The sequence below is a fragment of the Microbacterium sp. OR16 genome (genome assembly GCF_047306725.1).
Classification (GTDB): domain Bacteria; phylum Actinomycetota; class Actinomycetes; order Actinomycetales; family Microbacteriaceae; genus Microbacterium.
Genome location: NZ_JAZEXK010000002.1, coordinates 283,828 through 298,501, shown reverse-complemented (window position 1 = coordinate 298,501; position 14,674 = coordinate 283,828). Strand labels below are relative to the sequence as shown.

The following is a 14,674-nucleotide window of genomic DNA, read 5'->3' as shown; positions in this document are numbered from 1 at the left end:
CGCAGCCTTCGGCTATGCCGATGTGCTGATAGCCGTTCGCAACGGTGTCGCGAGCCGCTCGGGTGATGACGTCGTCCTCGATCATCTGCTGCCACGTCGGTGCGATCTGGGAGTGTCCGGGGCGGCCCGCCCCGGCATCAGGAGCCGCCCCTTGCGACTGCGAACTACAGGATCAATGGCACTGGGCCAGCCTCAGCGCGTGTCGGTATGACGCCGATTGACCGACAATCCGCCGATCTTGGTCACAAGATCACTGGCACGCACTACAGAATCACTGTCGTCGGACAACGGGTCAGCGACCGGCGCGATCCATCGACCTCTGGATGGCGACCGAAGCGGCTCCGCGCGCCCACGCCCGGAACCCCGAGGTGTCGACGTGGATGTCGAGTGGTGCGGCCTGTGCGTCGCGTCCGTCGGCAACGGCTCTGCGGATGACCTCCTCCGCCACCTCGAACAGGCCCACCCCCTCCCCGGCCAGCACGACGGCTGACTGCAGGCTGAGGTTCGCGGCGAGAGCCATCAGCTTTCCGAGTGCGATGCCGGCGGCGTCGACCACGGTGCGGGCCGCCGGGTGGTCGGCGGCTGCCAGCTCGAGAGTCTCCGCATAATCGACCGGTCGCCCGAGCGCGGCCGACATCTGGGCCGTGATCGATCCCGACGACAGCATGGCCTGTGCGCAGCCGCGATGCCCGTCGGTGCAGAGCGGCCCGTACGGATCGAGGGGGATGTGCCCTCCGGTTCCCGTGGTGGCGTCCGGTGTGCGGACGACCTCTCCGGAGACGACGAGTCCGTATCCCACGCCCGCTCCGATGGTGAGGGTCACGAAGCCGTCGAGTCCTCTTCCGACTCCGAACCAGCGCTCGGCCTCAGCCAGCGCAACGACGTCGTTCTCGACCGCGACCGGGATGCTCAGCTCGCGCTCCAGCGTGCGTCGAACGTTCACGTCGGCCCAGCCGAGGAACGGCGCGAATGCGACCACGCCGTCGTGCACGACCCCGCCGAGGCTCACGCCCACACCACGAAGGCCGTCCAGGCCGAGACCGTGCACGGTCTCGACGACGAGCCGAAGAACAGCATCCGGCGAGGCGTCCTCGATCGTGCGCTCGTCGCAGGCGATCACCTCCGCCCGGATGTCTGTGCCGACGGCCACGATCTGATCGCCGGTGATCTTTACCCCGGCGAAAGATCCGAGACCGGGGGCGATGTCGAGCGGCCGTGTAGGTCTGCCGACGGAGCCGTCGGCGACCTCGTCGAGCTCCACCAGCAGGCCTCGTTCGAGGAGAGGCTTCGCCAGCCGCGTCAAGCTCGCAGGCGACAGCCCCAGCCGCGCTGTGAGATCACGACGTGACACCGGACCGTGAATCAGGACGGCGCGTGCGACAGCTGCTTCGCTCTCACTCATTCACCACTCCCCGCTTTTCTTTCATTCTGACATGAAGTGGGCGGGAGGACCGCGATCGCTCGCGGGGAAGTGGGCTCTTGACCTACCAGTTGTTTCCGTTGTAGAAATAACCCATGCTTCACCTCGAGGATGCGGTCTCCCACCCCGCCTACGCCGATTCGGTCGGACCGTCAGCCCCCGACGCTGTGCACCTGCGTCGCGCGGGGACGAGCGTCGTCGTCGACCTCGCCGGCGGCGAGCCGGTGATCGCCCACTGGGGCGAGGATCTCGGCGACGCATCGCACGAGACGATCGTCTCGCTCGCGACCGCCTCGCGCCTTCAGCGAGTGTCGGGTGGCCTCGACGAGACCGCCCGGCTCGGAGTCGTCGCCACGGCGGCAGCGGGGTGGCTCGGAACTCCCATGCTGGAAGGCCACCGTGATGGTGAAGCGGTGAGCGCGCTGCTCACGCTGACGGGCATCCAGGCGACATCCGATGCTCTCCAGCTGCACTTCGTCGACCCCGAGACCGAGATCTCGGCGCGGCACGAGCTGCGCGTCACGGCCTCCGGTCTCGTGCGAGCCCGGACCACGGTGCGCAATGACGGTGCGGGCGTCTACACCGTGCAGGCTCTGCACACGGCGCTTCCGCTGCCATGGGACAGCACGGAGCTTCTCGACACGACCGGCCGTCACCTGCGCGAGCGCTCGGCGCAGCGCCACGAGCTGACCTTCGGCACGCATGTGCGGGAATCCCGCCGCGGGCGCCCCGGCGCGGATGCGACGCTTCTGCTGGCCGCCGGTGTGCCCGGCTTCGGTTTCGAGCGCGGTCGGGTCCACGGCATCCACCTCGCCTGGAGCGGCAACTCGCGTGTGTTCGCGGAACGCACCTCGACCGGCGAATCGTTCCTCGGAGCGGGTGAGCTGTACCTGCCCGGTGAGATCCGCCTGGGTCAGGGCGAGGAGATCTCCTCGCCCGAGCTGCTCGGGTCATGGGGCGACGGGCTGGACGAGCTCTCCGCGCGCTTCCACGCTGAGTGGCGCGCCCGCCCGCAGCACCCGACGCGTCCGCGGCCGATCACCCTGAACACGTGGGAGGCGGTCTACTTCGACCACCGACTTCCCAAGCTCATCGCACTCGCAGACGCCGCCGCCGAGGTCGGCGTCGAGCGCTATGTGCTGGATGACGGCTGGTTCCGTCACCGCCGCGACGACACCGCCGGGCTCGGCGACTGGTATGTCGACGACACCGTCTGGCCCGACGGCCTGCACCCGATCGCTGACCATGTCGTGGCGAAGGGGATGGAGTTCGGCCTCTGGTTCGAGCCGGAGATGGTGAACCCCGACAGCGACCTCGCCCGCGCGCACCCCGAGTGGATCCTCCGTGGCCGTGTCGGGCTGCCCGCGTCCGCCCGCCAGCAGCAGGTTCTCAACCTGGCCCACCCCGACGCCTACGACTACATCCGAACCGTCATCGACGACATCCTCGACGAGTACCCCATCTCGTACATCAAGTGGGACCACAACCGTGACCTCGTCGATGCCGCCGCAGGCCCGGGCGGAGCCGGTCAGGTCCACGCGCAGACCCTGGCGGTCTACCGGCTGATCGACGAGCTGAAGGCCGCACACCCCGGCCTCGAGATCGAGAGCTGCGCATCGGGTGGGGCGCGAGTCGACCTCGGCATCCTCGATCGGACCGACCGCATCTGGACCAGCGACTGCCTCGACCCCGTCGAGCGTCTTGAGAACCAGCGCCACACCGCGCTCGTCGTGCCGCCCGAGATGATGGGCATGCACCTCACCACCCCGCACGTGCATTCCACCGGCCGCACCGTCTCGCTCTCCATGAGCGGCGCCGTCGCCCTGTTCGGCCACTTCGGCATCGAATGGGATGTCACGACGCTGTCCGAGGCGGACGCCGCGGAGGTCGCCGAGTGGGTGGCGCTTGCCAAACGGGTGCGCCCCCTCGTCGCGACTGGCCGCATCGTGAACAGCGACGTCGCCGACCCCGGCCTCGACGTCCGCGGCATCGTGGCGGCCGACGCCGCGTCGGCGTTCTTCACCATCACCCAGTCGCAGACTCTGATCTCTTCACCGACCGGGCGCGTGCGCCTGCCCGGGCTCGAGGACGACCGCACCTACCGCGTGCGGGTCGTCACCCCCGGCGGGATCGTCTCCGCCCCTGCGCAGTCACCGCTGGAGTGGGCGCACCACGACACCGTGCTGACGGGACGGCAGCTCGCCGTGGTCGGCCTTCGTCCCCCCGTCCAGAACCCCCAGCAGTCCACCGTCATCGAGATCGCGACCGCGTAGTTCGCGACACCGCGCAAGGAGGCGCCCATCATGAGACCCAGATTGCTCCGCACCGCCATCGCCGGCGCCCTCACAGCCGGGCTCACGCTCGCGCTGGGCGGGTGCGCCGGCAACGGCGCCGCCGATGTGACCACCCTCGACTTCTTCCAGTTCAAAGGCGAAGCGCTCGAGGACTTCAATGAGATCATCGCCGCGTTCGAAGCCGAGAACCCCGACATCAAGGTCGTCCAGAATCAGGTCGGGGACTCGGAGACGCTCATCCGGACGCTCTTGGTGAAAAACCGGACGCCCGACGTCATCACCCTCAATGCCAACGGCAACTTCGGCAAACTCGCCGAAGCCGGTGTCTTCTACGACTTCTCTGACGAACCGATCCTGGACACCATAAGCCCCGGAGTTCAGGAGATCCTCGCCGATCTTGGGAACTACGGCGATGAGGTCAATAGCCTCGGCTACGTCAACAACGCGAACGGCATCATCTACAACCAGGACATCTTCGAGCAAGAAGGCCTCGAGGTTCCGGAGACGTGGGACGAGCTCATCGCGCTCTGCGACACGCTGGAGGAGCGCGGCATCACACCCTTCGCCACCTCACTCGCGGAGAACTGGACGCCGATGCCGTCCTGGAACGGCATCGGTGCCTATTACGCGCAGGACGGCTTCTTCGACAAGATGCGTGCCGAGGGCGACACGGTCGGGCCCGATTCACCCGTCTCGTTCGAGAAGGACTTCCCCGAGGCGATGGAGCGGCAGGCCGAGCTCTTCCAGTACTCGCAGGACGGCTATCGGGGCGCGTCGTACGACGACAGTACGACGCTGTTCGCTCAGGGCGGCGCGGCGATGATGCTTCAGGGCATCTGGGCGCTCAGCCCGGTCAAGGCGGTCAATGCCGACATCAACGCCGGGATCTTCCCCTACCCCGTTCCCGACAACCCGGAGGACCGAATGCTGGTCTCCGGCGTCGACGTCACTGTGACGATGGCGCGGAACACCCCGCACAAGGAGGAGGCGCTGCGCTTCATCGAGTTCATGTTCCGACCCGACGTGATCGAGAAGTTCGCGGCGTCGCAGACGATGGTGCCCTCAGTCGAGGGAGCTCAGCTCAGCGACGACCCGGCGCTGCAGTCGATCGCTCCCTACTTCGACGCGGGCAAGATCACCGGCTTCATCGACCACCAGGTGCCTACCGCGATTCCGCTCACCGGTGTCGTGCAGCAGTACCTCTACGACGACGACGTCGAGGGTGCTCTGAGCACCCTCGACAAGGAATGGCGCAAGGTCGCCGCCCGCACCATCACGACAGACGAGGAGAACTGAGATGGCCACCGTCACCGCCGACGGCACGCGCCGCGCCGAGGGGGTCCGTCCTACGGAGCCGGCCATGCGTCGTCGCTCGAAGCTCGCGCCCCGCGCGTACTACTGGTTCGTCTGGCCGGCGGTCATCGCCTTCGCCGGCTTCCACACCCTGCCGGTCCTCATCGGCGTGTTCTTCAGCTTCACGAACTATCCCGGCTACGGCGCATGGGACTTCGTGGGGATCGCGAACTACGTGAACATCTTCCGCGACGACCGGGTGCTGCAGGCCTACGGGTTCTCATTCCTATTCGCGATCGTCGCCACCGTGTTCACGAACGCGATCTCGCTTGCGATCGCGATGGGGCTGAACGCGAAGATCCGGGCCCGGAACTTCTGGCGCGGGGTGTACTTCGTGCCGTACATCCTCGCCGTGCTGGTGGTCGGATACGTCTTCCAGTTCCTGTTCTCGAACTCGCTGCCGAAGATCCTCTCCGGCATCCCGATCTTCCGCGACAACATCCTCACCAACCCCGAGTGGGCATGGACCGCTGTCGTGGTGCTCGCGGTGTGGCAGGCATGCGCGTTCTCGATCATCATCTACCTCGCCGGACTTCAGACGATCCCCGCGGACATCTATGAGGCGGCATCCATCGACGGCGCCAGCCCAGCGCGCCAGTTCCGCTCCATCACGTTCCCGCTCATCAGCGCCTTCTTCACGATCAACGTCGTGCTGAGCCTGAAGGGGTTCCTGCAGGTGTTCGATCCGATCATCGCGCTCACGAACGGCGGGCCAGGAACCTCCACCGAGTCGGTCACGATGCTGATCTTCCGCGGCGGCTTCTCCGGGGGCGAATTCGCCTACCAGACCGCCAACGCGGTGATCTTCTTCATCGTCATCACGATCGTCTCCCTCCTCCAGTTCCGGGTCCTTCAGCGCAGAGAGGCCGACTTCTGATGTCCAGTTCCGTGACCACCCCCATCGAGGCCAACGAGGCAACCCGCGCCGTCGTCATTCCGCGCAAGCGTCGCCTCTCCGGCGGCGACCCCGACGACACGCGGCGCACCAACTGGTGGGCCACCGCGCTCATCGCCGTCTGCTCCCTGACGGTGCTCATCCCGCTGTATCTTGCGGTCGCCGTCGCCCTCAAGACACCTGCGCAGCTCGCGTCCGGCACCGGGTTCGAGCTGCCGTGGCCGATCAATTGGCAGAACTTCGCCGTCGCGTGGGAGCGCACGTCATTCCCGCAGGCGCTGATGAACACCGCGATCATCACGGTGGGCTCGGTCGTCTTCACCCTGCTCACCAGCTCGCTCGTCGCGTACGCGCTGGCGAGGAACCTGCATCGGCCGTTCTTCAAAGGCGTCTTCTACTACCTGCTGGCAGCGCTGTTCATCCCGTTCCCGATCATCATGCTCCCGCTCGTGAAGCAGACCTCGCTTCTGGGGCTCGACAACCCGGCCGGAATGATCGTCCTGTACACGATCTACGGTCTGAGCCTGAACATCTTCATCTACACCGCCTTCATCCGCTCGATCCCCATCGAGCTCGAAGAGGCGGCGAGGATGGACGGCGCCTCGACGTGGCGCGTCTTCCGGCAGATCGTGTTCCCGCTGCTCCTGCCGATGAACGCGACCGTCGGCATCCTCACCTGCGTGTGGGCGTGGAACGACTTCATCATGCCGCTGGTCGTGCTGACCTCGCCCTCAGACCGGACGCTGTCTCTCGCGCAGTATGTGTTCCAGGGGCAGTACAACACCGACTACACGGTGGCGTTCGCGTCGTACCTGATGGCCATGGCGCCCCTGCTGATCGTCTACATCTTCTCGCAGCGCTGGGTCATCTCCGGCGTGATGCGCGGGTCGATCAAGTAGGGCTGACCAGAGGGATCGGCGCCGACCCGGGAAGGCACGCGTCAGTGCCCGACCACGCCCAGCTCGTAGGCGCGGATCACCGCATCCACGCGGTTGCGCAGCTCGAGCTTCGACAGCACCCGCCCGACGTGGGCTTTCACCGTCGAATCGCTCAGGTGCAGGGCCGTGGCGATCTCGCCGTTGGTGCGCCCCTGGCCGATCAGCACGAAGATCTCCCGCTCCCGCGCGGTGAGTTCCCCGAGCGCGCGCTCCTCGTCGTCCGTCTGCCGCCCGCCCAGGTGGGGTGCGGCGGTCGCAATCAGGTGCGCGGTGATCCGCGGCGAGACGACCGCGTCGCCGGCGTGCACGGCATGGATCGCGGCGACGAGCTGCTCGGGCCTGGTGTCTTTCAGCAGGAATCCCGCCGCGCCGGCGCGCAGCGCGCCGAAGGCGTACTCGTCGAGGTCGTAGGTGGTGAGCACCAGCACGCGCGTGTGGGGCCGGCGGGCGAGGATCCGCCTGGTCGCCTCGATGCCGTCGGTGCCCGGCATCCGCACATCCATCAGGATCACGTCCGGATGCAGACGCTCGGCCGCACCGACCGCCCGCTCACCGTCGTCGGCCTCGCCGACGACGACGACGCCGGGCGTCGCATCGAGCATGAGCCGGAAGCCGTAGCGCACGAGCTCCTGGTCGTCGACGAGCAGCACGCGGATGTCATCGCTCATCTCCTGCTCCTTCCGTGTCGTTGCCGTGCAGTCGGGCGGAGACCCGCCATCCGAGACGGTGCGGACCCACCTCGATCGTCCCGTTGTACAGAGCCACTCTCTCCTGCATGCCGAGCAGCCCGCGCCCGACGGAGTCGCCATTCGCCGGCAGGGCGGGCCGGGATGCCGAGGTGTCCTGCACGACGATTGCGACGTCACCATCGAGCCATTCGACGTGCACTTCGACCGACTGGAGGTCGGTCGCGTGGCGGAGGGAGTTGGTGAGCGACTCCTGCACGATCCGGTACACCGTCAGGCCCAGCGCGGCATCGGCGGGTGGCCGCCCCGTGATGGTCAACCGCACCGGCAGGCCCGCGTCGGCGAACTCCTGCACGAGAGCCGGCAGCCTGCCCGCGTCGGGCTGCGGTGCGTGCTGCAGCTGCGTATCCGCTTCGCCCACGGCCACGTCGTCTCCGGCGCGCACCGTGCCGAGCAGCCGCCGCACCTCGCCGAGGGTTCGGCGCCCGGTCTCCGCGACGCGGGCGATGGCCTCCTTCGCCTGTTGCGGGTTCTCGTCGGCCGCCAGCCGCGCGCCGTCGGACACGGCGATCATCACGGTCAGGCTGTGGGCGATAACGTCGTGCATCTCCCTGGCGATGCGCTCCCGCTCGCGGGCACGCGCCGTCTCGGCCTGCTGATCGCGCTCTCGGGCGAGCTGCTCGGCACGATGCTGCAGTTCGCGCAACTGACGTCGACGGTGTCCGGCGTTGATGCCGAGCAGGGTCGCGATCAGCAGAAGCGCGGCGATCAGGCTGAAGAAGTTCAGCCAGTCCAGCAGCGAGTCGCGCGCCTCGACCGGCGGCTGCAGCCCGAGGATGTGCGGCAGTCGGGTGCCGCGCTGAGTGAGCGCGAGTGCAGCTGCGGCCGCGCACGCGAGCGCGGCCGCCAGCGCCGACCAGGCGACGCTCGCTCGGGCGCGCAGCCCCACCAGGTACATCGCGCCGATGGGAAGCATCCCCTCGGCCCCTGAGCCGACCGCGGCGGATACCAGCGCCAGCGCGAGCGCACCGGCGAACGCCGCACGAGGATGCCGGTGGCGCACGACCACCACCACTATCCCGCCGAGGGTGAGTGCGATGAGCGCCCCCAGCGGCGTGACGTACGGCGGCTCCAGCGAGAGCACCGCCATCGCGGCGGCCACCATGACGTACACGCCCAGCAGCACGGCATCCGCCATCCACAGACGGCGCAACCCGCGCGGCGCCTCGGAGGAGGCGCCGCGCGGGGCGGCCGGTGCGCTGTTCAGACGTCCCCCCGTCGTAGGCGCAGAAGACCGAGGAGCAGGAACGTGAGCGCCCACGCGGCGGCGATCGTCCAGCCGGCGCCCCAGCTGATGTATCCGTCGACGAGGTTCACGAACCCTCCCAGGCTCTCCGGGGCATTGCTCATGGCATCGCCCGCCTTCGACATCGTCAGCAGCTGCACGTTGCGCACCGTCTGCGACGCCGGCAGCGCCGACAGCACGATCGGCACGAGCAGAGTCAGGCTGATCGCGCCGGCGATGCTCGGCGCCACCGCACGCAGCAGAGCGCCGATACCCACCCCGAGGATAGCCGACAGGCCGAGGTAGACCGAGGCGCCGATGAGCGCCGGCAGCACGCCGGGGGCGGTGAGCGGCACGGCGAGCCCGAGTGCGTCGAAGAGCGGATAGCTCGACGCCCACGACCCGACTGTGGTGAGCATGCCCGCCCCTGTCGCCGCCGTGAACACCACGCACGCCTTCGCCAGCAGAACCGGGGTGCGAGTGGGGACGGCGGTCATGGTCGACTGGATCGACCCGCTCGCGTACTCGCCGCTGATCGTCAGCACCCCGAGCACCACGGCGATGACATGACCGAACAGCACGGTGCCGACCGTGACCTGGTCGAGCATGAAGCCCGTCGAGGGCTGATCGGGAACGCCCGCATCTGCCATCGTCACAGCGAGCGCCAGGCTGACTCCCACGCCGAGCACGGCGATCGACGCGAGCATCGCTCGGTTCGAGCGCAGGCTCACGAGCTTGATGTACTCCGAGCGGAGCACACCCGAGAAGCTCAGTCCGGCGCGGGAGGGAATGAAGGTCGTGCGCTTGTGATCGATGGCGGTCATCGGACGACTCCTTCGGTCGAGGTCGAGGTCGAGGTCGATGGCGGGGCGGAGCGGTACTCCACGTCGCCGGCGGTGAGGGCGAGATAGGCGTCTTCCAGCGAGCCGGACGAGCCGATGACGTCGTCGAGGGTGCCGTCCGCGAGGATGCGACCGCGGCCGATCACGATCAGCCGATCAGCCGTCTGCGACATCTCGCTCATCAGGTGCGACGACAGCAGCACCGTGCGGCCCTCTGCCGCAAGCGTGCGCATCAGGGTGCGCACCCACCGCACGCCCTCCGGATCGAGCCCGTTGACCGGCTCGTCGAGGATGACGGTGCCGGGGTCGCCGAGCAGCGCCGCAGCGATGCCGAGCCGCTGGCCCATGCCGAGCGAGAACCCGCCCACCCTCTTGCCGGCGACGGACTCCAGGCCGGCGAGCTCGAGCACCTCGCGCACCCGTGAGGCGCCGATGCCGTGCGTCGCCGCGATGCCGCGCAGGTGCTGGTAGGCCGTTCGGCCACGGTTCGCCGCCTTCGCGTCGAGCAGCACGCCCACCTCGTGCAGCGGTGCCGGGTGACGGGCGTAGGAGCGACCGTTCACGCGCACCGACCCCGAGGTCGCACGATCGAGGCCGACGATCATTCGCATCGTGGTCGACTTGCCGGCCCCATTCGGGCCGAGGAATCCGGTCACCTGACCGGGTTCGACGGTGAAGTCGATGCTGTCGACGGCGGTTCTGGAGCCGTAGCGCTTGACGAGCGCTTCGGCGGAGATCACTGGTTTCCCTTTCGCATGCATCGACAGTACGGACGGCGCCCCCTCCCGCACATCGGACGTGAGTGCACCCTTTTTGCTCGACCGGTACCTGGGTACCGGTCGCCCAGCGAAGGTGCGCTCAACGCCGGATGATCGCCGCCGACTCCGCGAGCAGAGTCGTGCGCTCTGCGGTCGATACGGTCTCTCGCGTCGCGAGCAGGACCTCGCCCGCGACGTCGAACGCGACATCGTCGGAGGTCAGATTGATCAGGATGCTCAGCCCGCCGCGGTCGATGCGGAAAGCACGCCGCTGCGGCTCGTCGCTCGGCACGACGAGATGCACCGACGGCTCCCGGATGCCGGGCTCGGTCAGCTCCGGGAGCTCCCGTCGCAGCGCCGCGAGCCGACGGTAGAGATCGAGCAGCCGCCCATGGCGGGCGATCGCGAGCTCATCCCAGTCGAGGTGGGATCGCTCGAAGGTCTCCGGATCCTGCGGATCGGGGACGAGCGCGGCATCCCACCCCATCCGGGCGAACTCGGCGATGCGCCCCTCTGCCGTCGCGCGGCCGAGCTCAGGCTCGGGATGCGAGGTGAAGAACTGCCACGGCGTGGATGCCCCCCATTCCTCACCCATGAACAGCATCGGCGTGCCGGGCGCGGTGAGCGTCAGCACGGCGGCCACGGCGAGGCGGTCGTCGGACAGGGTCTGGCTGAGCCGGTCGCCGGTGGCGCGGTTGCCGATCTGGTCGTGATCCTGCGCGAAGGTGACCAGCCGCCAGGCGGCCATCTCGTGGGGGATGGGTGAACCGTGCACCCGGTCGCGGAACGACGAGAACGTGCCGTCGTGGAAGAAGCCGCCGTCGGTGACCTTCTCGATGGCATCCGGCGCGGCGAAGTCGGCGTAGTAGCCCGACGTCTCGCCGGTGAGCGCGACGTGCACCGCGTGGTGCCAGTCATCCGACCACTGCGCGGTGAGCCCGTACCCGCCGGCCTCGCGCGGCAGGATCAGCGTCGGATCGTTCAGGTCCGACTCGGCGATGAGGGTGAGCGGCCTGCCCTCATGAGCCGACAGGGCGTCGACGCGCTCGGCCAGCTCCTTCAGGATGTGCACCCGGCTGTCATCGTGCAGCGCGTGAACGGCATCCAGCCGCAGGCCGTCGACGTGCCGGTCGCGCAGCCACATCAGCGCGTTCTCGATGATGTACTCGCGCACGGCGGTCTGGTCGAGGTCGATCGAATCGCCCCAGGTGTTGCGGCTGCCCTCGCGCAGGTAGGGCCCGAACTCGGGCAGATAGTTGCCGCTCGGTCCGAGGTGGTTGTAGACGACGTCCTGGATCACGGCGAGACCGCGCGCATGCGCCGCGTCGACGAAGCGCTGATACCCGCGCGGGCCGCCGTACCCCTCGTGCACCGCGTACCAGAGCACGCCGTCGTATCCCCAGTTCCACTGTCCGTTGAACGCGTTCACCGGCAGCAGCTCGACGTGCGTGACGCCGAGGTCGACGAGGTGGTCGAGCCGTTCGATCGCCGCGTCGAACGTGCCTGCCGGGGTGAAGGTGCTCACGTGCAGCTCGTAGATGAGACCGCCGGCGAGCTGGCGACCCGTCCACGCCCGGTCGGTCCAGGTGAAGGCCGTCTCATCGAACACCGCCGACGCGGCGTGCACGCCGTCGGGCTGACGTCGCGAGCGCGGATCCGGCCGCAGCTGATCGCCGTCGTCGATCACGAAGCCGTAGCGCTCGCCGTCGGCGAGCTCGCCGTCGATGCCCCACCAGCCGCCGACTCCCGCCGTCATCTCCCGCTCGTCGAGCGTCGAGCCGTCGTCGCCGACCCGCCGCAGCCGCACGCGCCTCGCGCGCGGTGCCCACACCTGCATCTGCGCACCGGATGTCATCACCGCACCTCCCGCAGCAGCGCGACCGGATAGTGCTCGAGCAGCTCGGCCAGGCGCACGGGACCGCCGCCGAAGCGCCGCCCCGTCAGCACGTCGACCGACGGCATCTCCGACCGCATCAGCGTCGTTTCGCCCCACCCGCCGCGACGCTCCAGCCCGACGGGCAGACGCGTCGCGACCACGGTCAGTCCGCCCCGGTCGACCGCGACGGCGTGCGCGGCGGCAGCACCGGCTACCGTCTCGGGGCGGTACGCGGTGAACAGCTCGGGGTGATCGCGCCGCAGCCGCAGCGCGCGCGAGGTCAGAAGCAGCTTCGCCGCCCCCGAGTCGTCGATCGCCGGAAGGTCGCCCCCGGCGACGGCGGCGTCGAGCTCCGCCAGCAAGCGCTCGCGCTCGGCGAAGTCCACCGGACGACGGTTGTCGGGGTCGACGAGCGACAGATCCCACAGCTCGGTGCCCTGGTACACGTCCGGCACACCGGGACCGGTGAGCTGCAGCGCCTTCGCCGACAGCGAGTTCGACCGCCCGTAGTCGATGATCTCGGCCACGAACTTCTCGAGCGTGGGCTTCGCGGCGCCGCCTGCGGCCTCGGCGATCGCCTCGAGGCCCTTCTCGAAGTCGGCATCCGGATGCTGCCACGTCGTCGACTCCGACGCCTCTCGCGCTGCCTTCTGGGCGTACGCGAGCAGCCGCTCCGACGAGATCGGCCAGGCGCCCACGGCCGCCTGCCACAGCATGCTGTCGAGCGGGCCGTGCCCCGTCGACGCGATGCCGCGCAGCTCGTCGAGCACCTCGCCCCAGCGCTCGGGCATCTCGGCGAGCACGGCGAGGCGGGCGCGCACGTCTTCCGATCGCTTCGTGTCGTGCGTCGACAGGGTCGTCATCGAGCACGGCCAGGCGGCGAGGCGACGCTGCTGGGCGGTGTGGAACTGCGGGATGCTGAGCGATGCGACCGACGGGTCGCCGCCGACCTCGGTCAGCGTGCCTAGTCGGGTGTACCGATAGAACGCGGTGTCCTCCACGCCCTTCGCCATGATCGCGCCCGACGTCTGCTGGAAGCGCCGGGCGACGGGCAGACCCGGGTCGGCGAGAAGCGGCTCGAGCTCGGCTATCGCGGATGCCAGGTCGGGGCGGCGACGGGTGGCCTCCTCCACCGCATGCCGGAGGTGCTCGCATCCGGCCGGCAGGTAGGAGCGGTAGACGGGGAAGCAGGCGAGCAGCTCGGCAATGGCATCCCCCGCCCGCACGATGCCGAAGGGCAGGTCGTGCACCAGCCGGCGCACCTCGGACTGCAGCAGCCCGTCGGCCATCGCCCGCTTGGTGTCGTGGATGAGATCGTGCCAGTCCTGCGCCTCGGGAAGACCGCTCTCTGCCCGCAGCCTGGCATCGAGAGCGGTGAGCTCGTCGACTCCGGCCGGGTCGATCAGCACCCGGTCGATCTCGCCGAGGGCGTCGTACCCGGTGGTGCCGTCGGTGCGCCACCACGGCGGCAGCTCCTCGCCGTGCTCGAGGATCTTCTCGATCAGCGTGTACGCGCCGCCGGTGGCATCCGCGAGCCGCTCGAGGTACCCCTCCGGGTCGTCGAGACCGTCGGGATGATCGACCCGGATGCCGTCGGCGAGACCCTCGCGGATCCAGCGCACGATCTCCTCGTGCGACCGGGCGAAGACGTCGGGGAGTTCGACGCGCAGAGCCGCGAGCTCTGAGACGGCGAAGAACCGCCGGTAGTTCAGCTCATCGTTCTGGTCCCGCCAGTGCCGCAGCTCGTAGTGCTGCGCGTCGAGCAGCGCCCTGAGGTCGTCGCGCAGCCCTGCCGTGCCCGGCGCCAGCGGGAGGACGTGCTCGAAGTAGGTGAGCGTGCCGTCGGGGGCATCCGCGACCGCAGTCGTGTCGACCACGATCTCGCCCCGCTCCAGAACCTCGGCCGGTGTCCCGCCGAGGATCGGCAGACGCACCTTCTCGCGCCCGCGCTCCCAGTCGATGTCGAACGCGATCGCGTGCGCCGAGCCGCGTCCGAGGCGCAGCACGTCCCACCACCACGGGTTCTGCCGCGGTGCGGCCACCCCGACGTGGTTCGGCACGATGTCGACCAGGATGCCGAGCCCGTCCGCCCTCGCCGCCGCCGAGAAGGCGGCGAGCCCTGACGCACCGCCTCGCGATTCGTCGATGCGCGAGTGGTTCACCACGTCGTAGCCGTGGTCGGACCCGTCGGTCGCCGCCAGCAGCGGAGACAGGTATGCCCAGTCGGCACCCAGCCGGTGCAGGTAGCCGGTCAGCTTCGCAGCCTCCTCGAGCGGGAAGCGCGAGGTGATCTGCAGCCGGTAGGTGGATTCGGGGCGACTGGTCAT

At 69.0% G+C, this 14,674-nt stretch carries 11 protein-coding genes; 4 read left to right on the top strand and 7 right to left on the bottom strand.

Annotated features, from left to right (window positions below):
* Positions 1 to 292 precede the first annotated feature (292 nt).
* Positions 293 to 1,303 (bottom strand): ROK family protein, encoded by a 1,011-nt coding sequence (locus tag V2S05_RS11965; protein WP_413635594.1) that lies wholly within the window; start codon positions 1,301 to 1,303, stop codon positions 293 to 295.
* Between the two features lie 212 nt (positions 1,304 to 1,515).
* On the opposite strand from V2S05_RS11965, the gene V2S05_RS11960 reads away from it, so the two are divergent.
* Genes V2S05_RS11960 through V2S05_RS11945 form a run of 4 tightly spaced genes read left to right on the top strand, consistent with a single transcriptional unit; the run spans position 1,516 to position 6,861 of the window.
* Positions 1,516 to 3,693: an alpha-galactosidase gene (locus V2S05_RS11960; protein WP_413635592.1), complete on the top strand. Its 2,178-nt coding sequence runs from the start codon at positions 1,516 to 1,518 to the stop codon at positions 3,691 to 3,693.
* A 30-nt stretch (positions 3,694 to 3,723) separates the two neighbouring features.
* Positions 3,724 to 5,010 carry an ABC transporter substrate-binding protein gene (locus V2S05_RS11955; RefSeq protein ID WP_099195003.1) on the top strand — a complete coding sequence of 429 codons (1,287 nt, stop codon included), beginning with the start codon at positions 3,724 to 3,726 and terminating at the stop codon, positions 5,008 to 5,010.
* A 1-nt stretch (position 5,011) separates the two neighbouring features.
* Positions 5,012 to 5,944: a carbohydrate ABC transporter permease gene (locus V2S05_RS11950; RefSeq protein ID WP_099195004.1), complete on the top strand. Its 933-nt coding sequence runs from the start codon at positions 5,012 to 5,014 to the stop codon at positions 5,942 to 5,944.
* Positions 5,945 to 5,955: 11 nt separating this feature from the next.
* Positions 5,956 to 6,861 carry a carbohydrate ABC transporter permease gene (locus V2S05_RS11945; RefSeq protein WP_413635591.1) on the top strand — a complete coding sequence of 302 codons (906 nt, stop codon included), beginning with the start codon at positions 5,956 to 5,958 and terminating at the stop codon, positions 6,859 to 6,861.
* Between the two features lie 41 nt (positions 6,862 to 6,902).
* Here the strand turns inward: V2S05_RS11945 and V2S05_RS11940 are convergent, their stop codons facing one another.
* The 6 genes from V2S05_RS11940 to treY all read right to left on the bottom strand — a co-directional run bounded on the left by V2S05_RS11940 (position 6,903) and on the right by treY (position 14,674).
* Positions 6,903 to 7,568, bottom strand: a complete 666-nt coding sequence (locus tag V2S05_RS11940) for a response regulator (protein ID WP_413635589.1) — start codon at positions 7,566 to 7,568, stop codon at positions 6,903 to 6,905.
* Positions 7,558 to 8,799: a sensor histidine kinase gene (locus V2S05_RS11935; protein ID WP_413635588.1), complete on the bottom strand. Its 1,242-nt coding sequence runs from the start codon at positions 8,797 to 8,799 to the stop codon at positions 7,558 to 7,560. Before V2S05_RS11935 ends, V2S05_RS11940 begins: the two co-directional genes overlap by 11 nt.
* A 50-nt stretch (positions 8,800 to 8,849) precedes the next feature.
* On the bottom strand, positions 8,850 to 9,695 hold the full coding sequence (locus V2S05_RS11930; RefSeq protein WP_413635586.1) for a hypothetical protein: 846 nt from the start codon (positions 9,693 to 9,695) through the stop codon (positions 8,850 to 8,852).
* On the bottom strand, positions 9,692 to 10,453 hold the full coding sequence (locus tag V2S05_RS11925) for an ABC transporter ATP-binding protein (RefSeq protein WP_413635584.1): 762 nt from the start codon (positions 10,451 to 10,453) through the stop codon (positions 9,692 to 9,694). Before V2S05_RS11925 ends, V2S05_RS11930 begins: the two co-directional genes overlap by 4 nt.
* Before the next feature lie 118 nt (positions 10,454 to 10,571).
* Entirely contained in the window at positions 10,572 to 12,326 is a 1,755-nt protein-coding gene (gene treZ / locus V2S05_RS11920) for a malto-oligosyltrehalose trehalohydrolase (protein WP_413635583.1), read from the bottom strand.
* Positions 12,326 to 14,674 (bottom strand): malto-oligosyltrehalose synthase, encoded by a 2,349-nt coding sequence (gene treY, locus V2S05_RS11915; RefSeq protein ID WP_413635582.1) that lies wholly within the window; start codon positions 14,672 to 14,674, stop codon positions 12,326 to 12,328. The genes treZ and treY overlap by 1 nt, the downstream gene beginning before the upstream one ends.

Bases quoted from the DNA above. Each gene is read 5' to 3' on its own strand.
- V2S05_RS11960 (WP_413635592.1), top strand. From the start codon at position 1,516: ATGCTTCACCTCGAGGATGCGGTCTCCCACCCCGCCTACGCCGATTCG.
- V2S05_RS11955 (WP_099195003.1), top strand. From the start codon at position 3,724: ATGAGACCCAGATTGCTCCGCACCGCCATCGCCGGCGCCCTCACAGCC.
- V2S05_RS11950 (WP_099195004.1), top strand. From the start codon at position 5,012: ATGGCCACCGTCACCGCCGACGGCACGCGCCGCGCCGAGGGGGTCCGT.
- V2S05_RS11940 (WP_413635589.1), bottom strand. From the start codon at position 7,568: ATGAGCGATGACATCCGCGTGCTGCTCGTCGACGACCAGGAGCTCGTG.
- V2S05_RS11930 (WP_413635586.1), bottom strand. From the start codon at position 9,695: ATGACCGCCATCGATCACAAGCGCACGACCTTCATTCCCTCCCGCGCC.
- treZ (WP_413635583.1), bottom strand. From the start codon at position 12,326: ATGACATCCGGTGCGCAGATGCAGGTGTGGGCACCGCGCGCGAGGCGC.
- treY (WP_413635582.1), bottom strand. From the start codon at position 14,674: ATGACCAGTCGCCCCGAATCCACCTACCGGCTGCAGATCACCTCGCGC.